The sequence below is a fragment of the Fictibacillus iocasae genome (assembly GCF_042665465.1).
GTDB lineage: Bacteria > Bacillota > Bacilli > Bacillales > Fictibacillaceae > Fictibacillus > Fictibacillus iocasae.
Genome location: NZ_JBHTCP010000014.1, coordinates 46,982 through 72,697, shown reverse-complemented (window position 1 = coordinate 72,697; position 25,716 = coordinate 46,982). Strand labels below are relative to the sequence as shown.

Sequence of the window (25,716 nt, the reverse complement as noted above, 5' to 3'; positions counted from 1 at the left end):
TGAGGAGGTGAGACCTTCCAAAGGCGCTTGCGACGGAAGGGCTCACCCCTCTGGATAAGCATGCGCCTGTAACGGAGATTAACCACTTCTTAGATTTCTATAAACAGTTTTTCGATATAAAAGTACACTTCAACACTTCTCTGTTACTCAATAAGGTTTAATACAGAAAAGCATCCAAACGGATGCTTTTTCTCATTTTCTGTAAAAGTAAATAACTGGCTGAATATCTTCCCTCTCACTATTCAATCCTATAGAAGAATGGGAAAGGTGGGATTGTAATGAAGAAAGGCGGCTGCAGCACAACTGCACCGAAAGGCGAATTAAAATGGTGGCAGCTCTCTCTCATTGGGGTAGGCTGCATTATTGGAACGGGCTATTTTTTAGGATCTGGCATCGCGATTAAAACGACCGGCCCTTCTGTACTTTTGTCGTATCTGCTAGCAGCAGTATGTACATATATTGTTTACAGCGCGCTTGCAAAAATGTCTTCTGCCGATCCGCAAAAGGGCTCGTTTTGTGCATACTCTGAAAAAGCGTACGGCCGTTGGGCAGGATTCAGCTGCGGATGGGTTTATTGGACATCAGAAACACTGATTGTCGGCAGCCAATTAACGGCACTATCCATCTTTTCTCAATTTTGGTTTCCGCACGTTCCGCTTTGGATATTCGCTGCAGGTTACGCACTGTGCGGGCTTGCTGTCATAGTGATTGGCACAAAAGGATTTGAACGGGTTGAAAACATATTGGCCATTATCAAGGTTGCAGCCATTTTTATGTTCATCATCATCGCCATCCTCGCCTTCTCCGGTGTTCTCCACGGAGATGGATTCAAACCCAAAATTCCAAGTTCGGTTCCTGACTTTTTTGTCAATGGGTTTTCTGGCTGGTGGAGTTCCTTGCTGTTTGCCTTTTATGCTTTTGGAGGCATTGAAATTATGGGACTTATGGCGATTAAGCTAAAAGATAAAGAGGATTCTCTCAAAGCCGGTCGCATCATGCTCCTTGTTCTGGCTATCATTTACACCGTTTCGATCGGCCTTGCTGTTACAATGGTTTCTTGGACGGTGTTCAATGACAAAGAAAGCCCTTTTGTATTGGCGCTGCAAAACTTTGATCTTCCTTTTTTTCCTCATATTTTTAACGGAGCATTGCTTATTGCTGGTTTCTCAACGATGACTGCTTCATTATTTGCTGTTACTTCCCTGCTTGTCACGTTAGCAGAAGGAGGAAACGCTCCCGAAATTTTTGAAAAAGGAAAGAAAATCAAGAACATACCTTGGCCGTCACTTCTCGTTACCATAGGCGGAATCAGCTTCTCGATCATTCTATCTTTGGCCATGCCCGGCAAGGTATATGAATATTTAACAACCGGTGCTGGTCTGATGCTTCTTTATAACTGGGCATTTATCCTTTTGTCTTCTTATAAATTGATTGAATTAACACTTTTTGAAAAAGGAAAAAACATCGCCGGGTTTTTGCTCATTTTCGCAGCAATCAGCGGCACGTGCTTGGAGAAAACAAGCCGCACAGGATTTTTTGTCAGCTTAGGCTTTTTATGTGTCATTGTGCTCGTGTTGTTAAAAATGAAACGTGTTTGGAAAAACGAGAGTTCGGTTTCCTAAAAAAGAAATAAATACGCTTCATAACCAAAGTAAAGACCAAAAGCAACCAGACATAACCCGGATATTCTCGAGATTGCGACCAATATTCTATCGTCAAGAAATTTACGGAAGCTGCTGGACACGACCGCCATCGTGAAATCCCAAAACAATATTCCGATGAAAATGGCTCCGCTGTAAAGAAGCAGCTTTTCCATGCTATAGCGTGAAGCCGTTTCAGCAAGAATAGAGCCGTATATGCCGATCCAAAACAAAATGGTGAGAGGGTTCGTAAGTGACATGAGAAAGCCAGCAGTGAAGCTCCTTCCTCCTTTTTCCGTGTAGGATGTCTGCTTTTTCATATCATTTTGCTTCATGTTCAAACTTTCAATTCCTGTATATAAAAGAATAAAGCACCCAAATAACCAAAGAAACGCTTTGATAAACGGCGTATTAATATATTGTACAAGCCCTAGGTACACAAGCAGCATATACAGCCCGTCCGCAAATGTCGCACCAAGTCCAATCATCCAGGCGTTGAAGAAACCATGTTTAATTCCTCTGTCCATCTGTGCAGCGTTCACAGGGCCGATCGGGGCAGCCAAAGATATTCCGAGCAAAATGTATTTGAAGAAGACAAGCATAAATAACCTCCCGTTCAAAAGTGGACAATCCAGATGCATGTCTAAGTTTATTCTGATTTTTGTTCAATAAGAACCGTGCATAATTGCCCTCTCATGTGCAAAAACTGACGTAAAAAGGAGCGGTTCACGTGAATGAGAACATGATTCATGAAGCACTATTGTCGGTGCGCCAGGCAGATGCTGCAATAATAGAAGCACAAGCCAATTCTTCCTCATCTGCCTATCAGAATGCTAAAAATATGATGCTTACTGCGGAGGACATGCTTCATAAGGCAGGAGATGGTACTACTGAAGAAGAGAAGAAGAGTCTTCACCGGGCGAAGGAATATATGAAGCACTTAAAAGAAACACAAGCGGCCATCGAGGACCGACAATAAATAAAACGGGCAAGAGCGATATGCTTCTTGTCCGTTTTTTTTGACTAGCCTCATCTTTTTTGAAGCAACTTTCTTGCTGCCTCACGATCGACGGGTTTGCTTATATAATATCCTTGTATGTGCTGACACCCAAACTGTTTTAACAAAGCCATCTGCTCCGCCGTTTCAACACCTTCAGCTACAACATCAACCATTAATACCTGGCACATTGTAATAATCGCCTTCACGATGGCAATATCCGTTTTGTTATAGCCATCATTCAAAAGGTTCTGAATGAACGTCTGGTCGATTTTCAGAATATCAATAGGCAAATCCTTAATATAGCTGAGTGCACTATACCCTGTACCAAAATCATCAATAGATAATTTGATGCCAAGAGCCTTTAGCTCTTTCATGATGTTCAAGCTATGCTGTACGTTCTCGATCATAATCGTCTCTGTCAGTTCTAGATGCAGAAATGTCGGATCGATCCCTGTGCTCTCTAATATTTCTTTGACTTCAAAAATAAAATCAAGGCTTTGTAGCTGTCTTCCTGATACATTAACGGAAACAGAAAGCCGTTGGTTCCCCTCTTCATGCCAAATTTTCAACTGCTTGCATGCCTCCAGCATTACGAAGCGTCCGATGTCACTTATGATGCCCATCTCTTCTGCAAGAGGAATAAAATCTCTAGGAGAAATGATGCCTAACACAGGATGATTCCAACGGATCAGCGCCTCAAACCCCGAAATGGAACTCTCTTTCAAACAATATTGAGGCTGGTAATAGAGCATCATTTCATTCTTTTCCAGAGCATGGCGCAAATAGTTCTCCAGCTGCAGCCTTTCTAATTGGAACTGGTTCATTTCTCCGTTAAAAAAGGCGGTTCCGCTTCTCCCCTTCTTCTTAGCACGATGTAATGCGATCCCCGCTTTCTTGATCAAGCTCTCTGATGTTGTGCCATCCTGAGGAAAAACGCTCACTCCAACTGTCGCCGTCACCATATACTCCTGTTCGCCCAATGAATAGGGCAAAGCGATTGCCTGCTGAATGTCCTGAACCGTTTCGTTCACTTCTTCCATACATTTAAATTCTTGCACAAGGACAATAAATTCATCACCAGAAAAACGGCTCAGCATTCCTTTATCTTTAGCAGCCGATTTCATCTGAGCTGCCGCATGCTGAAGCACTTGATCCCCTGCCTGATGGCCAAAGCTCTCATTGATGATCGCGAACTGGTCGATGTCAATAAATAATACTGCGAACGGCTTCTTGGACTCCATTCTCTGCTGAACAAGTTCGGCAAGTCGCTCCTCCAGCAATACGCGGTTAGGCAGTCCAGTCATAGGATCATGGTAGGCGAGCCTCGCAATGGTCTCTTCCGCTTTTTTCTGCCACGTGATGTTCTTTCCGATGCCATATACACCGGTCACTTCATCGTTAATGATGATGGGAATATTCGTAACGCTGAACAACAAATATTCCCCATTCTTATGGCAAATTTTCGTTGTGTAAGACTGAGGCTGCTCATTAACAGCTGCTTGAAATTTAGAAATGATCCTTGCTTGATCCTCCGCTGGCACAAAACCTGCTGCGTTCGTTCCGAGCACCTCATCTTGGCTGTATCCAAGCATTTTCGTCAACGAAGGATTCGCACTCGTTATCATTCCTTCTAAATCCATGGAGTACACAACATCGGGATTGTGTTCAAACAGCGATTGATAACGCTGCTCGGTTTCCAGAAGATTGGCGTTGAGAACTTCCATCTTCTCCGTGCTCGCTTTAATCAAATGTGAAAGAGCCAGCAACTGTTCAAGCTCTGATTGCACCTTTGTTTCATGTGTCTCTGTTTCATTAGCAGTGCTTGCCAGTGTCCTCAAAGAAAACACCTCTCTAACTCTTTATTAGTCATCATGCTGATTAGCATCACTATTTTATCGGCATAAACACTTAACATTTAAGAAGAATTATTCGGAATAACTTCTATTCTGCTCGTGTTCGCCATCGTGAACTTCTATTAGAGACCTTTACGTTTTGACACGTCGATTGACCATGTTTGAAAAAAGTTCTGCTTTCCTAACTGCACAAAAAAGCTGCAGGCCGTCTATAGACGACCTGCAGCTTTTTTGTGTTCAGACCTACAATACATTCCACCCGTAATACAAGGTAAGCAAAAACGTAATCCAGAAAAACGCCCAGTTGCGAAGCTTTGTTACACCGCGTTTTTTCTGAACAAGGATGATCTCCATTAAACCGATCACTGAAAGACCTAAAATCATTTTGATGATAAGGGGTCCTCTGTTTACGATTGTCGGGTCTGTTAAGTAATCAAAAAGCATTTTACCGCCCGTTGCGATGATCAGAAGATACATCAAACGCGCGATCATGTGAAAAATTTTAGATTTTTTTTGGTCGCCTTTTTTGTATAGCATATAAGCGATTACAAAGAGTACGACAGCGAGAAACCATGAAGTTACGTGAGCATGCGTCATAATTATTGCCTCCTATGTATAATCCTCCATAACACTATACCATGAAACACCGTTCCGTAGACAAGCCTCCCGCACAAACGCTGTCAAGAAAGCCTTTTCATTGCTATAATAAGGACGGAAGATATTCAAAAGACTAGAGGTGTTCATATGAAAAATACAGAACAGGTAATTACAAAGACAGAACAATTCGGAGCGCAGAATTACCATCCGCTGCCGATCGTTATCTCTCAGGCAGACGGCGTGTGGGTCACAGACCCTGAAGGAAACCGCTTTATGGACATGCTCAGCGCCTATTCGGCAGTAAACCAAGGGCACCGCCATCCTAAAATTATTGCCGCGCTAAAAGACCAGGCAGACAAAGTAACGTTAACGTCACGTGCTTTTCATAATGACCAGCTCGGCGACTTTTACGAAAAGGTATCTGCCCTTACGAAAAAAGATATGGTTCTTCCAATGAACACGGGCGCTGAGGCCGTGGAAACAGCCGTTAAGGCCGTACGCCGCTGGGCATACGACGTAAAGGGAGTCGCTGAAAATCAGGCAGAAATCATCTGCTGTGAAGGAAATTTCCATGGTCGTACGATGACGGCGGTTTCCATGTCCAGCGACGCGGATTATCAGCGCGGATTCGGGCCGATGCTGCCCGGCATCAAGCTCATCCCTTACGGTGACCTGGATGCTTTGAAAGAAGCGATCACGCCAAACACTGCAGCTTTTATCCTTGAACCCATTCAAGGTGAAGCAGGCATCATCATTCCAGCTGAAGGCTTCTTGAAAGATGCTCTTGCTCTTTGCCGTGAAAACAATGTTCTTTTTGTTGCAGATGAAATTCAATCAGGCCTCGGCCGTTCTGGAAAAATGTTCGCGTGCGACTGGGAAGATGTCGTTCCTGATATGTACATCCTCGGAAAAGCGTTAGGAGGAGGCGTTATGCCGATCTCATGTGTGGCAGCTAACCGGGACGTGCTAGGTGTCTTCAACCCTGGTTCACATGGTTCAACTTTCGGCGGAAATCCCCTTGCTTGTGCGGTTTCCGTTGCATCCGTTGATGTTCTCGTAGAAGAGGATCTAGCCGGCCGCTCACTTAAGCTTGGTGAGTATTTCCTTAAAGAATTGAAGTCCATCAACAATCCAATGATCACAGAAGTTCGCGGAAAAGGGCTGTTCATCGGCGTGGAGCTGAACCAGCCAGCTCGCGCCTTTTGCGAAAAACTAAAAGAAGAAGGCCTTCTCTGCAAGGAAACACACGAGAACGTCATTCGCTTCGCACCGCCGTTGATCATCTCAGAGGAAGATCTGAACTGGGCTATTGAACGCATTAAAAAGGTATTAAGCGTATAAGAGAAAAAAACTTCTGAAGAGCATCTGCTTTTCAGAAGTTTTTTCTATACTACATCGCTTTTACAAAACCGCCGTCCACGAGAATCGCCTGCCCTGTCACATACGTGTTGGCAGGTGAACCTAGGTAAAGGATGGTTCGTGCGAATTCCTCCGGGGTGCCATAGCGGCCCAGCGGGATTTGTGATTGAAATTCCATTTGGACTTCTTCACTCGCCACCCCTTTTTTGTCAGCTAAAAAGCTGTCCAGTTCTTTTATACGATCCGTTCCAATTCGGCCAGGGCCGACGGTATTGATCAAGATGTCATCACTTCCAAGTTCCTGCGACAAGCTTTTCGACAGCCCCATGATGGCCGTCCTGTAAGTATTGGACAAAATCAAGCCGTCAATCGGCTGTTTAAAAGATGAAGAAGCAATGTTGACGATTCTTCCTCCGCCTGACTTCCTCATGTGCGGCAGCACCTCGCGGACCGCTCTGATCAGGCTGAGCAATGTCAGCTCAAAGCCATATATCCAGTCTTCATCTGAAAAGGCGTCGAAAGTCCCAGCTGGAGGCCCTCCTGCGTTGTTAACGAGAACATCCACCGTACCGTATGCTTCTACCGTTTCCATCACCGCATTGGCGATATCCTCTTTTTTTGTAATGTCACAAACGGTGTACAATACTTCCCGCCCTGTTGCAGCGTGTATGTCAGCAGCCGTTTTTTTCAGTGTTTCCTCTTCTCTGCCTGTCAGCATGACGTGCGCGCCTTCTGCTGCATACATAGAAGCACACGCTCTGCCCAGCCCCTTGCTTGATGCGATAACAAGAACGGATTTACCTTTTAATCCAAGATCCATTTCGGCACAGCCTCTCTTCTATTAAAGTTCAATACTCACATATTTTGTTTCTAAGTACGCCTCCAGGCCTTCTATCCCGCCTTCACGGCCGATGCCGCTTTCCTTCATTCCGCCGAACGGCGCCTGTGCTGCTGACGGAACACCATCGTTCCAGCCGATGATTCCATATTGCAGCCCTTCTACCACTCTAGTACCGCGTGACATGCTTTCTGTATACACGTATGCGGCAAGTCCGAACAGGCTGTCGTTCGCCAGTCGCACCCCTTCTTCATCTGATGCTATTTTTTGCACGGGCACGACGGGACCGAATGTTTCCTCGTTCATAATCAGCATGCTATGATTCACATCTTTCAGTACGGTCGGCTCAAAGAAACAGCCGCCATCCTGCTGCGTGCCATTGCCGCCTGCGACACATACTGCGCCTTTTTGAACAGCGTCTTCCACATGCTGCTTTATTTTATCAAAGCCTTCTTTATTGATGATCGGACCGATGTCGGTGCCCTCTTCCAGCCCGTTTCCGACTTTAAGTTTTTTGACCTCTGCAGCTAGCAGTTCAATGAACTCCTCGTAAATCTTCTCGTGAACATACACTCGGTTAATGCAGATGCATGTCTGGCCGGCGTTGCGGAACTTGGATGCCGCCACACCAGCTGCCGCTTTTTTCAAGTCCGCATCATCCAAGACAATCGCAGGAGCATGTCCGCCGAGCTCCATAGAAACATTTTTGACCGTAGCTGCGCTCTGCTCGATCAGTTTCTTTCCGATCTCGGTCGATCCGGTGAACGTCATTTTGCTTACTTCACGGCTGCTCATCAGCTCACCGCCAATGACGGAAGAAGATCCTGTAATCAGATTGATGACACCTTTTGGGAACCCTGCTTTCTCGCTCAGTTCCACCAGTTTTATTGCAGAAAGCGGTGTTTCCTTAGGAGGCTTAACGATAAACGTGCACCCTGCTGCGAGTGCTGGACCCAGTTTGCGGGTGATCATCGCGGCAGGAAAGTTCCAGGGCGTAATCGCTGCCACAACACCGATCGGCTGCTTCAATACTTGCATTCTCTTATTTTCGGCATACGAAGGAATGGTTCGTCCATAAATGCGTTTTCCTTCTTCAGCGAACCATTTTAAGAAAGAAGCCGCATATACGACCTCTCCCAATGATTCCTTCAGCGGCTTGCCCATCTCCTTTGTCATGATCTCAGCAAGCTCTTCTTTTTCCTCTATCATCAAATCATGCAGCTTCATCAAATAATCTGCCCGGTCGTATGCCGATAATCGTGACCAGGATGAAAACGCACGTGAAGCGGCTGAAATCGCTTCCTGTGTTTCTTCCTTGCCGCCAGCTGCAACCGAACCGACCACACTTCCATCGGCCGGATTAAATACCTCGATCCGCTCTAACCCTTTGCCTGTCCACTCGCCGTTTATAAACAAAAATTTGTCCACGTGTAAGCTCCTCCTTTACTGTCGCTATTTACTTTACTTCATTGCGAAGGGTGCCGATTCCTTCTATTGTAATCTCAACAACATCCCCTGTTTTCAAAAAGACAGGAGGCTTCATTCCTTTCCCAACCCCAGCAGGTGTTCCTGTCGCAATAATATCACCTGCTTCAAGTGTCATCCCTTTTGAAAGCTCAGCAATGATTCTCTCGATTGGAAAAATAAAATCTCCGGTAGTACCGCTTTGGCGCACCTCACCGTTCACCTTTGTTTCAATGCTTAAGCGGCTATGGTCCTGAACCGCTTCTTTTAGTGTAATAAAGGGCCCCATCGGGCAGGTCCCATCCAGGCTTTTGCCGATCAGAAACTGCTTGTGTTTTTGCTGCAGATCTCTTGCTGTCACATCATTGAGGATCGTGTAGCCAAAGATATAGTCATGTGCCTGGCACTCTTGTATCGATGTACCCGTTTTACCGATAATGACCGCAAGCTCTCCTTCATAATCAAGCTCTGAGGTGATGGATTCGTGCAGCGGGATGAGAGCTTCATGCGCGATGACCGCTGTTGGCGCTTTGGAGAATACGATAATGTCTTCCGGTATGTCAGCTGCACCTCCCATTTCGATCGCATGATCACGGTAGTTTTTTCCCACACAAAAAATGTTTTTCAACGGGCGTTCAATCGGTGCATTCCAAGCAAACAAAGGATCCTCCGGCTTTATATTAAGTGAGAGACCCTCCTCATCTTCCACTTCATCCTTTAATTCATAAATATCCGCCATAAATCGAGATCCTTGCTGTATGCCTTCTAACAGCGACCGTGCAAACGTCTTTCCAGATCGCTCAGCGGCTTTCGTCAAATTAAATATGCTTCCGTTGTCGTTCCATTCACCTATAAAGCTTCTCCCATCATAGACTCCGCTGATTAATTTCATTGCGCCTCCTGTAATCGGTTACATTTTGTTTTCATCATACCGTTACTTGTATGAGAACGTAAAGGAATGTGGCCGACCTTTTAGCCTGCAGCAGTTATATGGTAAAATAGCTTGTCTACTACTATGTGCCATCTGGCGCTAAAAACAAGAGGGTTATTAAATGAAAACGGTTGTTGCAACACTTAACGCGAAATACATTCATACATCACTCGCTCTTCGCTGCTTAAAGGCGTATAGCGAGCCAGAGTTTATGATGGAGATTGCCGAATATACCATTAAAGATCCAACCATCAACATTGTTACAGATCTCTACAGCAAACAGCCTGATGTGATCGGCTTTAGCTGTTACATTTGGAACATTGAAGAAACGATCAAAGTTATTGAAATGCTGAAGAAAATTCGCCCTGAGCTGACGATTGTCCTTGGAGGCCCAGAAGTTTCCTATGATGTGACGTATTGGCTTGACCGCGTTACAGATGCTGATTATATCGTTGTTAACGAAGGGGAGGAAACGTTCAAGCACCTTCTAGAGACGATAAGAGACGGTACTCCTTTAAAAAAGGTTGCCGGTCTTGCTTGGAGAAAGGAAGGGAAAGCAGTCATCAACCCGCCTCGCGAAAAGCTTGATTTAAAGAACGTGTCATCACCGTTCCGGTTTGAAGAAGATCTATCCGAGCTATCCAAGAGGGTCACCTATTTCGAGACAAGCCGCGGGTGTCCTTATTCATGCGCCTTCTGCTTATCATCCATTGAAGTAGGGGTCCGGTACTTTGATGTCACTCAAGTGAAAGAGGACTTGCTTTTTCTGATGGATAACGGCGCAAAAACGATTAAGTTTGTAGACCGGACCTTTAACATCCGGCGTGATTATGCTCTTGACATGTTCTCTTTCCTGATTCAGAACGCCAGACCGGGTGTCGTGTTTCAGTTCGAGATTACGGCAGATATTATGCGCCCTGAAGTGATTGAGTATATTAACGAACATGCTCCAAAAGGCTTGTTCCGTTTTGAAATTGGTGTGCAATCCACAAATGACGCTGTTAACCTGCTCGTTCAGAGAAGGCAGAATTTTGAGAAGCTCACCAGAACGGTCACGATGGTCCGAGATGGCGGCAAGATTGCGCAGCATCTCGATTTGATCGCCGGTCTGCCTGAGGAGGATTACTCGTCCTTCCGTAAAACGTTTAACGACGTCTTCGCCTTCGGTGTAGAAGAAGTACAGCTAGGCTTCTTAAAGATGCTGCGCGGAACCGGTCTCAGGCTGACAGCGGAACAGCATGATTACGTGTATATGGACCACTCTCCTTACGAAATTCTCGGCAATAATGTTCTTAGCTTTCAAGACATTATCCGCATTAAGCAAGTGGAAGACGTGCTCGAAAAATATTGGAACAGCCACCGCATGGATCATACCGTTAAATATTTGATCGCAAGCGCTTATAGCGGTTCGGCTTTTGACTTTTTCCAGCAATTTGGTGCGTATTGGGAAGAAAAAGGCTGGTCGCGTATCGGCCACCAGCTGGAAGATTTATTTACTCGCCTTTACAGCTTTTTAAGCGAGCATCACCTAGAACACCTTCAAACTGCTGAAGCTCTTATGAAATATGATTACCTGCTGCATCAAAAATACAAACCGCGAAAAGCGTGGTGGCCTGCTGCCCTTTCCAAAGAGGAAACCGGCCGCATCTTCCGCTATGTAACGGAACAGCCTGATAGCGGATTAACAGAAAAAGATTTATATAAGCACGGCTTCTTGAGTGAGATCCAACTGGACATTGAGTTATTAACCAAACATGATACTCTTTCGAACACACCACATTACTTGTTTGCCTTTTACAATCCTAAAACAAGAGAGCCAGAAATCACTTTTATCCCGCGAGATGCGGTGACAGTAAACAGCGTTCAGCCAAAAAATTAAGAAGGATGCCTCCACTATGCTGGGGGCATCCCTTTTCTTTATTTCTTATTCTTTTCTTTCACGTTTTCGTTCACTTTCCCTGTCTCTACGGTCAGGTTATACGCCCGCTGATTGTGGTAATACGCCTCTGATGGCTTAACTGCCGCCCATTCTCCCTTGGCCGCACCTTTTACGATTTCAACCATACGGCCAGAAACGACGCCTGTTAATACTTCTCGTTTCTGTAAGAAGCCATCCACTAAGGTGTACACATACTTTTTTTGATCAATCGTGATTACAGCTGATGTTGGCAAGAAAGCTGTTTTCTTTTTAATCGTCTCATTAACAAACACTCTAACAGGCTCACCCTCTGTCAACGTTGCGTTTTCAGCCTGCATATAAACATCGATTATTTCGTTTGTTCCACCCATCTGCTTCCTTAGTACGGTAGCCTTTTCTCGATTTGTGTTTGACAGCTGCCATGTAACTTCATCTCCTTCATTGATAAAGGCTGCTTCCGTTGGAGACAGACTGACTTTCACGAGCAAACTGCCGGAGCTGTGGATTCTGATGATCGGCTTAGACAGATCAGAATGCTGCTCTACAAGCTGAACAGTACCAGAAATTGGACTGACGACAGAAAGGTTCTGAATCTTCTCCTGTAGATTCGAAACCGTGCTGCCAAGCGAAGTCTCTCTAGAAAGAGAAATGTTTTCCGCAAGTTCAGCATCTGATAGCTGTGCCGAGATTTCTTCTATCAGCACTTTGTCCTTTTCTTCGTCAAGGTTGGAAATTTTGCTCTCTAGCTTTGATTTGAGTGCACCATAATAATCGGCTTTCACTTCTTCCTCGCTTAACGCATCCTCCGCTTCTTTCAACCGGCTTTCAAGCTCAGGATCTGAATAGAGTACAAGGGGATCGCCTTCTGTAACCGCGTCTCCCTTCTTTACGAGCCATTCTGAAGCCTCTTTATCAAATAGTGGATACACATCGATTATTTCGTCCGCTACGGCTATTCCATCAAAATGATGGACCTCCGTAAGAGGCTTTTCTGTTACCTTTACCGTTTGCAGTCTTATTTCCTGTACGGGAGACGATTCACTTTCCGCAAAAATATATGTATTAGCAGCAAGGAGAACGGCCAAACACGTTCCTGCAGCACTCCACAGAATAAGTCGTTTTTTCATAAGACCCTCCTAAAATAGCTGCCCGGCTTTGACAGCCTCTAGCAGTGACACAAGTAATGCCCACAGCACGAACAATAGTGCCGTTACTGAAAGGATGTAGTGCCTTTTTTTATAGCTGTACTGCCTTAAAGCACCGTATACAGCTGCAAATCCCCACACGTAAAAAATGTTGATAAAATCAAACAAGCGTGCTAAAAAGCCATCTTTAAACAGCGCGACTCCAATGAAGCCAAGTCCTGCAGGTGATGCCGCGTTCTCTTCGCCTGTGATCAACTGAAATGGGAGCTCGATCAAATCATTAAGAAGAACGATGGTGTAAAGGATAGAAAAAATAAAAAACAACCGCTTTATTCCTATATCTCTAAAAAACGGGTAGAAAACAGCACTTACACACACAACAGTTATGACTGGAAGAACAATGCCCCATACCCCGCCGGCAAGACTGAGCAAATAAGCAATAACGTCTTCCTCAGCACTTTTCAAGCGTGCTGCTTTAACGAAATTCAGCTTTTTTTGTACGTCAAAGGTGGAGTAGTAAACAAGCGCATGAATCAATCCACTCGCACATAGCAAAACCAATATCCTCCACCATAAGCCATTCTTTTCTTCTGTTTCTTTATAGCGGCCGAAATACGTTCCGGGACGCATTAATGCAGGAAAGAAACGAATCTGTTCCATTTGTATCCCCCTCAGGCAATTCTCTCTTTAATACTATCACACCTCGTTTTCAAAATGACAAAAATTGTCGCACAGAAAAAATACGGTATTGAAGGTGCTTGAATATTAACAGCCTCATTGGAAAAAAATACGGGATACGAGGTGATTCTGTTGACACAGTTTAAAAAACCAAAACCGCTTCTTAGCGAGGAACAGTCAGTACCCTTGACTGACAGAAAAGAGAAGATTAATGCTGTTCAAAATGAAACATCCTCCGCGCGTCATTTGACCCTAGAAGAATATGAAGTTCATCTTTCTTTTATTTTTAATAAAAGCAGTGATTTGAACTTTAAATACATCTCCTTCGATCATTGGAACCGAAAGATTTTGTTCGTAAACCTGGAAACAAGTGCGGATGTGAAGCTTGTTCAAGACGAAGTCATCAACCCTTTGTTTGAATTAGGAGAAACGGTCACACCTGAATCGCTTCATACTGTCATTCAAGCAGAAACGACATTAGAAGAGGACATCAACAAATCGTCTGAGCTGCTGCTAGATGGAAAGACGCTCATTTTTATAGAAGGATATGATGTCTATTATGCCGCAGCAACAGCCGCAGGATATAAGCGCGATATCACAGAACCTTCAAACGAACGGGTCATCCGCGGTTCACATGACGGCTTTATTGAAGACTTAACGACAAATATCGCCATTATTAGAAAACGGATCAAGAATCCAAAGCTTGTCGTGAAATATTTTACGGCAGGAAAAGAAACACAATCAAAGGGTGCCATTCTTTATGTAGACGGAATCGCAAACAAAGAAATCGTAAAAAAAGTAGAGAATAGAATATCTTGCATCGATTCAGATTCTGTTTTAACACCTGGGAACATTATAGAAAGCATTGAAGACCATCCTTTCAGTCCGTTTCCGCAAATACTGGATACAGAAAGACCTGACCGTGCGGCTGGAAATTTGATGGAAGGCCGCGTTGTGGTGCTGACCGCCCAATCTCCAATGGCATCAATCATGCCAGCAAACTTCTTTTCGTTCTATCAATCCTCGGATGATTATAATACCCGGTGGATGCTTGGCTCGTTTTTCCGCTTCATCCGAATCTTCAGCTTTTTTACAGCACTCGGCTTTCCTGCCCTATACATCGCAGTCGTCTCATTTCATTTTGAAGTCATTCCATCGGGACTTGTTTTGGCAATTAAAAGCTCGCTAGAAAACATTCCTTATCCGCCACTAATCGAGGCGATGATCATGGAGCTGACGATTGAGCTTATTCGTGAGGCTTCCATTCGGCTGCCTTCTCCCATCGGACAAACCATCGCCATTGTCGGCGGTCTCGTTATCGGTGATGCTGTTGTCAGTGCCGGACTCGTATCCAATATGATGATTATTGTTGTTGCCATCACCGCCATATCAGCTTATATCGTTCCTTCTAACGAGATGAGCGAGGCAGTGCGCATCATTCGCTTTCCGTTAATGGTGCTTGCAGGCACACTCGGTTTTATCGGTATCGTAATCGGTTTTATGCTGCTGTTCATGCATTTAACAAAGCTAACATCGTTCGGCGTGCCATTCTTTTCCCCTTTAGCTCCATTGCGCACACAAAACATGCGGGATGCGCTCATTCGTCTGCCTTTTTGGAAACTGAATCAACGCCCGCTTGATGCGAAGCCTCAAAAATTAAAACAAGAAAACCGTTCAAGAAGATGGGAGGAACAGGAAAATAATGAATAACAGCATCACACCTCGCCAAATGTTTTTTGTTGTATTACAGACTCAAATCGGCGTCGGCATCCTGTCTCTTCCTTTCACCATGTTTTTAAAAGCCAAAACAGATGGCTGGATGTCGATCATGATCGCGGGTATATTCGTGCAATTCGTTATTTTAATGATGTGGACGTTAATGAAACGTTTTCCAGGAAAGACACTGTTTGAAGTCATTCCGCAGCTCATTGGACCGTCCGCTGGCAACGTTCTTAATTGCTTGTATTCCATTCATTTTATCTTTGTGTCTGTATTGATACTCATGTTTTTTTATCAGATTACTGGAAGATGGATATTCCCTGAAACGCCAAAATGGGTGCTGATGAGCAGTCTGGCTTTGACAAGTTGGTATTTGATCATCAGCTCACCTCGAATCATCGCGCGATTCTTCATCATCGTCACACCGCTGCTGATCGTTCTCTTTTTTTTAATTGCTTATGCGTATACAGATGTTCATCTTTTATATATTTTGCCGATCGGCGCAAGTGGAATGAAAAATGTCCTGCTCGGTACGCAAGACGCGACGGTTGCTTTGCTCGGCTTTGATTCTGCTTTAGTCTTTTGGGCATACACGTCAGGGAAAGCCGAAAAAAAATTAAAAGCGGTGTCTCTTGCTGCGCTAGGCGTTACATTGTTCTACACATACGCTACATTCACCACATTTATTTATTTTAATCCGGAAGAAATCATTATCGTTCCAGAACCTGTGTTGTACATGCTAAAAGCTTTTTCTTTTAAAGTAATCGAGCGGACAGATCTTGTGTTTGCTTCATTATGGCTCGTATCTGTAGCGACATCATTTATGAGCTATTCGTTTATTGCAGCGAAAGGAATACAGACCGTCCTGAAATTAAAGCATCATAAAAAAGTACTGCTGTATACCATTCCAGCATGCATTTTTATTGCCACACTGCCAGGATCTGATCTGCAGATTAAACAGTGGGGCAAGTGGATCAGTTTGTCTGGCATCATCTTCAACATTCCTGTTATCGCGCTTTTGCTTCTGATCGCGATTTTCACAAAGAAAAAGGCAGGGAGTGTGACGCATGAATAAAAAGTGGCTATACCTTCCTCTTGTTTTTTCCCTGTTCTTGACAGGCTGCTGGGATCAAGTTCAACTGAATCAGATCAAATTAATCAAAGCTGGCGGGTTTGACTATACGAAAGACGGCAAAGTCCGCACTACCGCTGCCATCCCGCAAGTTCAGCCGGGTGCCAAGGATGAAGGACAAGAACGGTCGCAAGTGTTCAGTGCCGTCGGCCATACAGCGAGACAAACTCGTATCTATCTTGACCGGCGAATCGCAGAACGGGTCGACTCATCTAAAAATTTAATTATTGTTCTAGGCAAGGAGGCTGCCCAAAAGGATATATATAACATTCTAGATGTCTTTTACCGCGATCCTAAGTCTGCACTAAACGCGAAGCTTGCTATATCTAGCAAAAAAGCGTCTGACATCATAAATACACGGTTTCAGGAGCCAAATGTCGCTACAGGAAATTTAGGAGAGTATTTGTATGACCTCGTTGAAAGTGCAGAGGAAACGTCTTTTTTGCCAGATGTCAATATCCAGACCATCTGTCCTGTCATGTTTGACCCCGGTCAGGACTTTGCTCTTCCATACTTGCAGCCTGACAAAAAAGAGGTAGAAGTGATTGGTGTTGCCGTTTTTAAAGAGCATGTTATGGCCGGTACAATATTAGGTCCTAAATCGATTTTATTTAATTTTCTAAACGCACAGGAAAGCAACAAGTCCACTTCTGCAACAAGAAAGCTGCCAGATATTAACGAGAGCGGTCCAACGAAATATGTAACCTTCCGTATAAAAAAATCTAAACGTAAATTTAATGTCTCTGTTAACCAAAAAGGTGATATCAGAGCTGATCTTACACTAAACCTTGCCGTTTCTATCGGGGAGATTCCAATGAAACATAAAACGGATGCAGAAGGTGTAAAGATGGTCGAACAGCAGTTAAGCAAAGAACTGACAAAAGAGGCTCACGGAATCATAAAAAAGCTGCAGTCTTACAACAGTGATACGTTCGGTGTCGGACGGCAGCTGATCGCATTTCATAATGATGCGTGGAGAAAAATAGATCAAAAAAATTACTTTAAAACGGTTGATTTCCATTCTAAAGTTAATGTGAAAGTCGTTGGATTTGGGATTATTGAATAAGCACTAAATAAGGCCGCTCAGCCATTTATGAGCGGCCTTATTTCTCGTTATTCAGTCAAAAGCGCGACCGTCGTGCCGTTCCCTGCTAAGTCGGACGGTTTGACAATTATTTTCTTTGACAGCCTTGCTTGAAGTTCCGGAACGTGCGAGATGACTCCAATCGAAAATGAGTTAAACTGCAGCTTTTCAAGCGCAGTAATCACCGTGTCGAGCAGCTCTTGGTCCAGCGTTCCAAACCCTTCATCCAAAAAGAAGAACTCGAGCGGGTATTTCCCGCGCAGCTGTATTTGGGCGGAAAGTGACAGCGCAAGTGCAAGTGATGTCAAGAATGTTTCTCCACCGGAAAGCGACGAAACCGGTCTTTTAATGCCGCCGTTAGCATCATCTCTCATCACAAAACCGTTCGTTGAATCGACTTCAATCGCATAGCGCCCCCGCGTCAGCTTAGCAAGACGCTCCGATGCATCTTTCGTAATTTGATGAAGCTGTTCTTCAGCAGCAAACTCAACAAACGTGTTTCCTCTAAATACAGCTTGAAGCTTGCTGTAATTCTCACATAACGCTTCACTCTTTTTCCTTTTCGTTTCAAGCTCTGCAAAACGCTGGTAGTTTTTTGAAAGCTGAGTATACGTGCTGCGAGCCTCTCCTAAACGCTGGCTGGCTTCTTCCACTTCCTTTTTCACGGTTTCAAGGTCATGTATTATTTCCAAATACTCTTCATTCGACAGCTGCTCGCCATGAAGAGACTGTTCAATGATTAAAATACGGTCTTGAAGTGCTTTCCACTCATCCTCAAAAGAAACGATCATTTCTTTCCAGCTTGACTGCACATCGAAAGAAACGGCTGCCTCTGCCATTTGTTCTGCAGAATCAAATATAGAATCTGACAGTTTTTCCGTCACGATTTTTTCTGCCTTCATTTCTCCCTTTTCAAGCGTTTTTAACGACTCGGTGTAAGAATGATGTTCTTTGTCACACAATGAGTAGGCTTCTTGCATCTTACGCAGCTGAACGGTCGAGTCTTTCACTTTACGGTTCAACTGCTCGAGTTCTTGCTGTGAGCGTTGAAGCAATTCCTCAGGATCATGATTGCCTGTAACGGCTTTAATCTCTTCTGCAAGAGCTTCTGCCTCTTTTTTAATTGATTCATTCCGCACTGACTCTAGCGTGAGCTTTTTATCCAAGTCATTCTGCTGAGCATGTTTCGCCGCGAGATTGGCCATTTTTTCTCCTAAAAATGTTTCCGCGATGGTTAATCGCTTTTCCGCCTCTTCACGAACTCTGTCTTTATTTTGAAGTTCCTCTGTTAAAGAATCTACGTCATCTAGTGTGAAGGAAAAAAGCTTGTCAAAACGGTTTTTCGCTTCTTCACATGAGTGAACAGCCTCATTCAGCTTAACTTGGAGCGGTTCAAAAAGCTTTTCAAGCATCTTCATTTGTAATTCGGCTTCATTCAGCTTCTTCATTAAGTTCTCGTTACTGCTATAAAACTTGTTCGCTTTTTCATCTAATTCAATGATGTCTTGAACGATCTTTTTCATGTTTTGCCAAGCTTCATGTAACTGATCTTCCAAAGTGCCTCTGCCTACATCACCTGTCTGATTGACAGCAGAACTCCCTGAAACCGAAGCTGCTGATTCATCCACGAAAGAACGTGATGATGAATGACGTTCCATGATCTTGGCTGCGATGTTCTCAAGGCGCTCGCCAGCTTTCTCTGCTTGAGATTCAAGCGTTCTTATCGATTCATCCAAGCGTTCTTCATCAAAATCTATAAATGTTTGTTTTTCCTCGGCATCCTTAAAAGGAAATGGATGATGAGAAGAACCGCAAACTGCACAAGGCTCTCCATCCTTTAAGGAGCGGGCGAGTTCAAGTGCCAGTTCTTCCCGCCTGTTTTTTTCCACATTTTCTCGATATGCCTTTCGTTCAGACAAGAATAGCTTCCTTACCTTTTCGTTAGCTCTTTTGGCTTCGCATACCCGGTCAAAGACAATTTGCAGCTGATTCATCTGTTCAGAAACAATATGCTCACTGTCCTTTTTCTTTTCAGAGAGCAAAGAATAATGGCCAGCTGCAGCAGCTCGCTCACTTTTTAGCTTATCAAGTTCAGCACGCAAGCTGTCTGCATACTGTACAGCTTGGTTGTAAGACGACTTAATAGCTGCCGCTTCAGCAAGCTGCCGCCGTTCTTCGGAAGCAACCGTATTGTCGGATTGAAGTGTAAGCAGCTGCTTTTTCTTTTGCTCTCCTTTTTCAAGCAAATCTACTTCTTTCTTACATTCTAGAGAAAGAGCTTCCATCTCGCTGGTCAATACTTCTAGCGTTTGTGATGATGCTTTTTGCTCCTTCTGTCTTTCACGCAGCTGCGTTTGTTTTTTAGCCGCTTCTTTCATAAACGATATTCGTTCAGTCAAGAAAGGTACTTTCATTTCTTGCTCATTTTGTAAAGCTTCAGCTTCCTTCTCCGCTTTGTAAAGATCGTTTCGCAGTCTCTCTGCTTCAACACTCAGTTCGATCACTTTTTTTTCATAAAATGTTTTTTCTTCGGTTTTCGTTTTCCATTCTTCATAATAAGGAAGTATTCTTTCTGCTTGAACAGCTTTCTCAAGATTATTCTTCAGTATGTCTATTTCGCTTTGACGATCCACTAGTTTTTCTCTTTGTACTAGAAGCTTTGCTTGTTTATCTTGCGCTTCTTTCAGGCGTCTTGCTTTTTCTGCCTGCTGTTCGGCATCACTTTGTCTTTTTTTATGAACTATAAGCTGAAGTTCACATTCTTTAAGCGCTCGTTCAGCGGCCTCGAAAGCTTCTGCTGATGCATCTCCAAGGCCGTTCTGCTCTGCGATGATTTCGTTCACCTTTGACTTTTCTTCGTCAAAGCGCTTTTTCAGTTTCGCGTTCAGCGCATCTCCATACTTTTCAAGCTGAAAAAGACGCTGCAGCATCTGCCTTCTTTCAGCGCCTTTTAAAGAGAGAAACTCCGCAAATTTTCCTTGAGGCAAAACGACAGCTCTTGTAAAGTCTTCGATTGTGAGGCCAAGAATTTGCTGAATGTACTGTGTCACATCTCGTTCTTTGTCGGCGTGTACGATTGGCTCGTTATTCACCATTTCCGTCAACCGGCATGATGCCGTTCGTAATGTATGCTCACCTGTTCTTTTATACGAACGTTCTACACAATATTCTTTTATCCCTTCACTGCTGTTAAGAGCAAACGAAAAAGAGACAGACAGCTTATCTTCGTTGTTATTCATAATGCCATGTGTTCCGCCATTTGCTCGTTCGACTTTTCCGTAAAGAGCAAGGGTTATAGCATCTAAAATAGTCGATTTACCGCTGCCAGTTGGGCCGAAGATGCCGAACACGCCTCCGCTGCAAAGTTCACCAAAAGGAATCGTCTGTTTTTCACGAAAGCTTTGCAGACCAGCTACCGTAAGCGATATCGGTTTCATGCGTTCACCTCATCCTTTTTCTCTTCGTTCAGCAGCTCAAGAAATAATGTGACCAGTTCATCTCCCGGTGTCGCGCCGCCCGTCTGTTTTTCGTAAAATGCTTTGAACAATTGATCAGGCGGAAGCTTGGACACTGTTACAGAGCGTTCTTTTTCATGTTGTTCGAGCGGGTACACCGGTTTGATATGAATGATGCCTCCGTGGCGTTTTCGGAGCCGCTGAATTTCTTCTACCGCGATCGCATCGGTCAGATGGATAGAAAGATCAATCCAAGCCTGACTGTACAGACCTTCATCTAGATATTGATACACTTCCTGCAGTCCGCCTTTCGCTTCCCATGAAAGAAGCGGTCTTCCAGAAGACAGAGGAATTTCACTGATAATGGCATCTTGTCGTGGTGCTACGTCAACCATCGTCACCGACTTCGATTGCCCGGCTTCCGAAAAGCTATAGCTGATCGGAGAACCCGAATACCTTGCCGGCGACGCCGCCCGCTTTACGTTTTGCGGCCGGTGAAGATGGCCGAGTGCAGTATATTGCGATGATGCTGGAAGAGCCGAAGCGGCAATCGTGTATGCACCGCCGATATGGATCGGGCGCTCGGAGTCGCTGTCGTTTCCTCCGGCAACATAGATATGACTCATTGCTAAGTTAACGTGTTTCGGGTTGAATGATGACGTGATTTTATCAAAATAAGCACGCACCCACGCGTCGTATCCATCTCTTAATCCTTCTTCCTCCTGCGTGTGTGCGAGCACTTGCTTAAGCCTCGATTCAGAAGGATAAGGAAGGGCACAAATTTCCGCTATCTCTCCCGTTCTTTTTGAGAACAGAGAGTAAAGATGCTTTTCAGGACTGCCAATTAGTGTAATCCCCAATTCCTTAGCCAGAGGAATTGATGCGCACAGCCGGTCTGGATGATCATGATTGCCTGAAACAGCAATAAAGTGACGATTTCCTTTATCAGATAGCCGGGCTGCGGCTTCATAAAAAAGCGTCTCCGCCACAGCCGGCGGGTTGACCGTGTCAAATACGTCGCCTGCCATCAAGATTACATCCGCTTTTTCATCATCTGCAATTTTGACGATTTCCTCCAAAAATGCGGCTTGCTCTTCCAAACGGCTTCTTCCTTCTAATGTCCGGCCAAGATGCCAGTCAGCAGTATGCAGGATTCTCATCATTACCCTCCTCTTTATTTCATCTTCAGCGTATGGCCGCCGTCGAAAAAGTACAGATAAGACTCTTTAACAGGCTGCTTGAGTATTGTTTCGATCGCTTTTACATAAAGGGCGATCTGAACGCTGTAGCGTTCCCTCAGAACACCTTCTGCTTCAGCGAATCCACCCGAGAAGCGATTGGTGATGCCATCCGTTTTATAGTCGATGAGTATATAGCCTTCTTTATCTTGTACGAGGCAGTCAATTACCCCTTGGACCAGCACTTTCTCGTTTTCATCACCTTTAAAATGAGGATTTACTTCTCTTATTGGAACCGCCATATTGAAGGGAATTTCCCTTTTTGTGCTGTCTGATTTTTTCACGATGTAACCGACCGGCGACTGAAAAAACGATATGATAGCAGTCAAATTAATGCTTTCTGCTTGTGCAGTCGTCAGGATCTCGTTCTCTTCCATTCTAGCGATCTGTTCCCTAATTTCATCTTCGCTTTCCACCGCATCTAAAGCGAGATGCTGCATCACAAGGTGCATCGCTGTGCCGGTTTCCGCAGCATTCATGGATTGGCCGCTTAAGAAAGATGGACGTTCATGCATCGGCTGACGTGCTGCCGCGACGAGGTCCCGGCTGCTGTATTCATCTATTGTTTGATGCTGTTTCTTGATCTCTGTTACGGACTGCTTTGACCTCGTCGTGCTGGATGCTGAGTGCTTATAACGCCACTTTAGCCTGTCAAGCACTGTTGGTTCCTCGTCTGCCACAACTGGAACGGGCTGCCTTGACTTTACTAGAGTAAGAAGTTCAGCTTCTTGTTCAGGCTGTACCTCCATCTCTTCATACTCTTGAGCCTGAAGGATGCTTACCTTCCAGTTTGTTTCATGAATGTACACTTCGCCCTTTCCTGCAGATGATGAACGGAGATAATCTCTTAGTGGCACGCTGTTTTTATGCCTCAGCACGCTCGGCCCAATCCAGTCCAAGTAGCTTTTCGCCTGTGCGCGTATATAATCTGGCAGCATCCAGCTCTCCTCAAACAATGCATCCTCCCAGCTCTCAGCAGATTTGGCAGCATCGTTGACCGTTCCAAGCAAATACAGCTTCTCTTTTGCCCGTGTCATGGCCACGTAGAGCACCCGCATCTCTTCAGCGATCAATTCCATCCTTTTACGCTGGGCGATGGCCAGCTTTGGCAAAGTTGGATACGTGACTCTGTATTTAGGGTTAATATAGCGTGTGCCAAGCCCTAGTTCTTTATGAAGAAGCACGTTCTCTTTTAAATCCATCATGTTAAACTGCTTGTTCAGCCCTGCTACAAAGACGACAGGAAATTCAAGACCCTTGCTTTTATGAATGGTCATGATACGCACAACGTCCTCCTGTTCACCAAGCGCCCTTGCCGCTCCTAAATCTTTTCCGCGGTCCTGCATTCTATCAATAAAACGCAAGAAGCGGAAAAGCCCCCTGAACGAAGTAGATTCGTAGGCTTTTGCCCGGTCATGCAGTGCTCTTAGGTTCGCCTGGCGCTGCTTTCCTCCGGGCATACCTCCAGCAAAGTCATAGTATCCTGTCTCGCTGTATACATTCCAAATTAAATCGGAAAGAGACCCGCCTCGTGCCCGCATTCTCCAGCGCTCAAGTGCGTCAAGAAATGCCTTCAGCTTACCGCGCCATTCTTCTCGTCCATCCTCAGCAGCACGTTCCGCCGCTTCATAATAAGAGCCTGATTTTTGCGCAAGTCGGATTAATGCCAGTTCTTCTCCCGAAAGGCCGACAATCGGGGAACGAAGAACAGCAGCAAACGGGATGTCCTGCAGCGGATTGTCAATGACTTGTAAAAGTGACATCATGACACGAATCTCAACAGCATGAAAGTACCCCGAAGAAAGCTCTGCGTAACCCGGAATGCCTTGCTGCTTGAATTCTTCCAGAATCGCTGGGGCCCATGTCTGTGTAGCGCGCAGCAGGATAACGATATCCTTATATCGGATTGGCCTCATATTTTTCGTCTGTTTGTCATACACCATAAAGGGCTTATTTCCGTCGGTCCCGACAAGCTTCTTGATTTTTTCTGCCATCACTCTAGCTTCAAGCAGCACCGTCTCCATTTCGCTCTTTTCGCTTTCGCCTTCTTCGCCGTCCTCACTCTGTACAGGCTGGCTTTTATCAATGATGAGGAGTTCCGTTTCTCTTTCTTCCGCATCAGGATAGTAGGTGGCACCATGCTTTAGTTCGGCATCTTGATCATAATCAATCTCACCGACCCGGCGGTCCATAATTTGCTTAAAGATGAAGTTGGAGACGTAAAGAACGTCTTCACGGCTTCTGAAATTCTGGGACAAGTCAATCTTCAGCCCGCTCCCCCCAGCTGAAGTGAAGGATCGGTACTTAGACAAAAACAGCATCGGCTCCGCAAGACGAAAACGGTAGATCGACTGCTTAACGTCACCAACCATGAACAGGTTGCCTTCTTCCCCATCCTTGCAAACAAGGCGGATGATGGATTCTTGAACAAAATTCGTGTCCTGATACTCATCCACGAGCACTTCAATGAACCGGTCCCTGTATTCCCGCGCGGCATCCGACGGGACAGGCTTGTCCATTACTGAGCCGGGTGCTGACAGGACTTGCAGGCAATAATGTTCCAGATCGCCAAAGTCAGCGAGACCTTTCTCTTTCTTCGCAGCACTGTACCTATCGCCGAACATGATGACTAAAGAGGCGAGTTCCTTAACAACAGGGGCCATTTCCTCTAAATGCAACACATACGAATCAGGATGACGTTCAAAATAATCTTCCTTTATCTTAGTCACTCTCTTTTTCACAGAGTCACGCATATTCTTCACTTTGTCCTTCAGTGCCGTGTCACCGTCAAATCCCCGAACTGTCTTCAGCTTATCAAATTCGAGTTTTTGAAATGCCGCGTACAGCCCGTTCCACGTTTTTGAAGCGGCCAGCAGCTTTTCCATTTCAGACACATCTCCTTCAAGCGCCGGAACATAATGCCCCGGCCCTGAAGGCGACAGCGCCGCTTCAAGCGCTTTTTCCGCATACATCTTTAATCCCGTAAGCTGCCTGGCCATGTCATCAAGCAATTCCATCGTCCATGGAAGATTTTCGATATCATTCCCATTCGTTTCATATAAAGCAGCCATATTTTGAAGCCAGCCTTCCGGATCGGGATGACTCCGGGAAAAATCATACAAAGAGAGCACAAGCTTCTGAAGTTCGAGATCGTTGCGGTCAGAGCTGTACGCGTCAACAAGCGTATAAAACGAATGCTCCTCCCCTTTGCTGTATTCTTCTTCAAACAAGTCGTCCATGACTTCCTGACGCAAAAGCTCTGCCTCGGTTTCGTCCGCAATTTTAAAGCCAGGATCCAGATCTGTCATAAAATAATACTTTCTCAGCACTTCGATACAAAAGGAGTGGAGCGTTGAAATGGAGGCTTTATTTAAAAGATTAAGCTGGCGTCTTAAATGCAAGGATGAAGGGTGACTTTTCAGCTCCTCATCCAGTGCTTCGCCGATCCTTTTTCTCATCTCCGCAGCTGCAGCGTTCGTGAACGTTACGATCAGCAGCCTGTCAACATCCGCATGCTTGTCTTTAATCATGGAAATGATCCGCTCTACAAGGACAGCCGTTTTGCCTGACCCAGCCGCAGCAGCCACAAGGATATTCTCTCCTCTGGCCGTAATGGCCTTCCACTGGTCGTCGGTCCACAGCACTCCCTCAGGCTTTGGCGTCAT

At 45.0% G+C, this 25,716-nt stretch carries 18 protein-coding genes; 7 read left to right on the top strand and 11 right to left on the bottom strand.

All coding sequences use genetic code 11. From position 1 onward, the window contains the following. The first annotated feature begins 278 nt into the window (after positions 1–278). Positions 279–1,622 (top strand): amino acid permease, encoded by a 1,344-nt coding sequence (locus ACFQPF_RS08645; protein ID WP_379748624.1) that lies wholly within the window; start codon positions 279–281, stop codon positions 1,620–1,622. On the opposite strand, the gene ACFQPF_RS08640 is transcribed toward ACFQPF_RS08645, so the two are convergent. Then, a complete protein-coding gene (locus ACFQPF_RS08640) occupies positions 1,619–2,242 on the bottom strand; it encodes a LysE family transporter (protein WP_379748622.1) in 624 nt (207 codons plus the stop codon). The two genes, ACFQPF_RS08645 and ACFQPF_RS08640, sit on opposite strands and share 4 nt — an antisense overlap. 128 nt (positions 2,243–2,370) lie before the next feature. Between ACFQPF_RS08640 and ACFQPF_RS08635 the strand changes: the two genes are divergently transcribed. Then, on the top strand, positions 2,371–2,619 hold the full coding sequence (locus ACFQPF_RS08635) for a hypothetical protein (protein WP_379748620.1): 249 nt from the start codon (positions 2,371–2,373) through the stop codon (positions 2,617–2,619). Between the two features lie 50 nt (positions 2,620–2,669). Here ACFQPF_RS08635 and ACFQPF_RS08630 read toward each other — a convergent pair whose 3' ends face one another. After that, positions 2,670–4,478, bottom strand: coding sequence for a putative bifunctional diguanylate cyclase/phosphodiesterase (locus tag ACFQPF_RS08630; RefSeq protein WP_379748618.1), 1,809 nt, complete (start codon positions 4,476–4,478; stop codon positions 2,670–2,672). 258 nt (positions 4,479–4,736) lie between these two features. After that, positions 4,737–5,090, bottom strand: coding sequence for a YisL family protein (locus tag ACFQPF_RS08625; protein ID WP_379748616.1), 354 nt, complete (start codon positions 5,088–5,090; stop codon positions 4,737–4,739). A gap of 147 nt (positions 5,091–5,237) precedes the next feature. Here ACFQPF_RS08625 and ACFQPF_RS08620 point away from each other — a divergent pair, with 147 nt between their 5' ends. After that, the gene (locus tag ACFQPF_RS08620) at positions 5,238–6,431 is read left to right on the top strand and encodes an ornithine--oxo-acid transaminase (protein ID WP_379748614.1); all 1,194 of its coding nucleotides are present in this window, start codon (positions 5,238–5,240) and stop codon (positions 6,429–6,431) included. A gap of 49 nt (positions 6,432–6,480) precedes the next feature. Here the strand turns inward: ACFQPF_RS08620 and ACFQPF_RS08615 are convergent, their stop codons facing one another. Genes ACFQPF_RS08615 through ACFQPF_RS08605 form a run of 3 tightly spaced genes read right to left on the bottom strand, consistent with a single transcriptional unit; the run spans position 6,481 to position 9,643 of the window. Continuing rightward, the gene (locus ACFQPF_RS08615; protein ID WP_379748612.1) at positions 6,481–7,269 is read right to left on the bottom strand and encodes an SDR family oxidoreductase; all 789 of its coding nucleotides are present in this window, start codon (positions 7,267–7,269) and stop codon (positions 6,481–6,483) included. Between the two features lie 21 nt (positions 7,270–7,290). Next, positions 7,291–8,715: an NAD-dependent succinate-semialdehyde dehydrogenase gene (locus tag ACFQPF_RS08610; RefSeq protein ID WP_379748610.1), complete on the bottom strand. Its 1,425-nt coding sequence runs from the start codon at positions 8,713–8,715 to the stop codon at positions 7,291–7,293. 28 nt (positions 8,716–8,743) lie between these two features. After that, the gene (locus ACFQPF_RS08605; RefSeq protein WP_379748607.1) at positions 8,744–9,643 is read right to left on the bottom strand and encodes a fumarylacetoacetate hydrolase family protein; all 900 of its coding nucleotides are present in this window, start codon (positions 9,641–9,643) and stop codon (positions 8,744–8,746) included. A gap of 160 nt (positions 9,644–9,803) precedes the next feature. On the opposite strand from ACFQPF_RS08605, the gene ACFQPF_RS08600 reads away from it, so the two are divergent. Further along, the gene (locus ACFQPF_RS08600) at positions 9,804–11,561 is read left to right on the top strand and encodes a B12-binding domain-containing radical SAM protein (RefSeq protein WP_379748605.1); all 1,758 of its coding nucleotides are present in this window, start codon (positions 9,804–9,806) and stop codon (positions 11,559–11,561) included. 38 nt (positions 11,562–11,599) lie between these two features. Here the strand turns inward: ACFQPF_RS08600 and ACFQPF_RS08595 are convergent, their stop codons facing one another. Then, entirely contained in the window at positions 11,600–12,727 is a 1,128-nt protein-coding gene (locus tag ACFQPF_RS08595; RefSeq protein WP_379748603.1) for an efflux RND transporter periplasmic adaptor subunit, read from the bottom strand. A gap of 9 nt (positions 12,728–12,736) precedes the next feature. Further along, positions 12,737–13,405 (bottom strand): hypothetical protein, encoded by a 669-nt coding sequence (locus ACFQPF_RS08590; protein WP_379748601.1) that lies wholly within the window; start codon positions 13,403–13,405, stop codon positions 12,737–12,739. A 150-nt stretch (positions 13,406–13,555) separates the two neighbouring features. Between ACFQPF_RS08590 and ACFQPF_RS08585 the strand changes: the two genes are divergently transcribed. The 3 genes from ACFQPF_RS08585 to ACFQPF_RS08575 are packed head-to-tail and all read left to right on the top strand — an operon-like array spanning position 13,556 to position 17,340. Continuing rightward, positions 13,556–15,133: a spore germination protein gene (locus ACFQPF_RS08585; protein ID WP_379748599.1), complete on the top strand. Its 1,578-nt coding sequence runs from the start codon at positions 13,556–13,558 to the stop codon at positions 15,131–15,133. Then, the gene (locus ACFQPF_RS08580) at positions 15,126–16,217 is read left to right on the top strand and encodes a GerAB/ArcD/ProY family transporter (RefSeq protein WP_379748597.1); all 1,092 of its coding nucleotides are present in this window, start codon (positions 15,126–15,128) and stop codon (positions 16,215–16,217) included. The genes ACFQPF_RS08585 and ACFQPF_RS08580 overlap by 8 nt, the downstream gene beginning before the upstream one ends. Continuing rightward, positions 16,210–17,340: a Ger(x)C family spore germination protein gene (locus ACFQPF_RS08575; RefSeq protein WP_379748595.1), complete on the top strand. Its 1,131-nt coding sequence runs from the start codon at positions 16,210–16,212 to the stop codon at positions 17,338–17,340. Before ACFQPF_RS08580 ends, ACFQPF_RS08575 begins: the two co-directional genes overlap by 8 nt. A 47-nt stretch (positions 17,341–17,387) precedes the next feature. On the opposite strand, the gene ACFQPF_RS08570 is transcribed toward ACFQPF_RS08575, so the two are convergent. Genes ACFQPF_RS08570 through addA form a run of 3 tightly spaced genes read right to left on the bottom strand, consistent with a single transcriptional unit; the run spans position 17,388 to position 25,716 of the window. Next, positions 17,388–20,795: an SbcC/MukB-like Walker B domain-containing protein gene (locus ACFQPF_RS08570; protein ID WP_379748593.1), complete on the bottom strand. Its 3,408-nt coding sequence runs from the start codon at positions 20,793–20,795 to the stop codon at positions 17,388–17,390. Then, positions 20,792–21,973, bottom strand: a complete 1,182-nt coding sequence (locus ACFQPF_RS08565; protein ID WP_379748829.1) for an exonuclease SbcCD subunit D — start codon at positions 21,971–21,973, stop codon at positions 20,792–20,794. Before ACFQPF_RS08565 ends, ACFQPF_RS08570 begins: the two co-directional genes overlap by 4 nt. A 14-nt stretch (positions 21,974–21,987) precedes the next feature. Continuing rightward, complete coding sequence (gene addA, locus ACFQPF_RS08560) at positions 21,988–25,716, bottom strand: helicase-exonuclease AddAB subunit AddA (protein ID WP_379748827.1); 3,729 nt, start codon at positions 25,714–25,716, stop codon at positions 21,988–21,990.

Coding starts and splice junctions, on each gene's coding strand:
- ACFQPF_RS08645 (WP_379748624.1), top strand. CDS start 279: ATGAAGAAAGGCGGCTGCAGCACAACTGCACCGAAAGGCGAATTAAAA.
- ACFQPF_RS08640 (WP_379748622.1), bottom strand. CDS start 2,242: ATGCTTGTCTTCTTCAAATACATTTTGCTCGGAATATCTTTGGCTGCC.
- ACFQPF_RS08625 (WP_379748616.1), bottom strand. CDS start 5,090: ATGACGCATGCTCACGTAACTTCATGGTTTCTCGCTGTCGTACTCTTT.
- ACFQPF_RS08620 (WP_379748614.1), top strand. CDS start 5,238: ATGAAAAATACAGAACAGGTAATTACAAAGACAGAACAATTCGGAGCG.
- ACFQPF_RS08615 (WP_379748612.1), bottom strand. CDS start 7,269: ATGGATCTTGGATTAAAAGGTAAATCCGTTCTTGTTATCGCATCAAGC.
- ACFQPF_RS08605 (WP_379748607.1), bottom strand. CDS start 9,643: ATGAAATTAATCAGCGGAGTCTATGATGGGAGAAGCTTTATAGGTGAA.
- ACFQPF_RS08600 (WP_379748605.1), top strand. CDS start 9,804: ATGAAAACGGTTGTTGCAACACTTAACGCGAAATACATTCATACATCA.
- ACFQPF_RS08595 (WP_379748603.1), bottom strand. CDS start 12,727: ATGAAAAAACGACTTATTCTGTGGAGTGCTGCAGGAACGTGTTTGGCC.
- ACFQPF_RS08590 (WP_379748601.1), bottom strand. CDS start 13,405: ATGGAACAGATTCGTTTCTTTCCTGCATTAATGCGTCCCGGAACGTAT.
- ACFQPF_RS08580 (WP_379748597.1), top strand. CDS start 15,126: ATGAATAACAGCATCACACCTCGCCAAATGTTTTTTGTTGTATTACAG.
- ACFQPF_RS08575 (WP_379748595.1), top strand. CDS start 16,210: ATGAATAAAAAGTGGCTATACCTTCCTCTTGTTTTTTCCCTGTTCTTG.
- ACFQPF_RS08570 (WP_379748593.1), bottom strand. CDS start 20,795: ATGAAACCGATATCGCTTACGGTAGCTGGTCTGCAAAGCTTTCGTGAA.
- ACFQPF_RS08565 (WP_379748829.1), bottom strand. CDS start 21,973: ATGAGAATCCTGCATACTGCTGACTGGCATCTTGGCCGGACATTAGAA.
- addA (WP_379748827.1), bottom strand. CDS start 25,716: ATGACGCCAAAGCCTGAGGGAGTGCTGTGGACCGACGACCAGTGGAAG.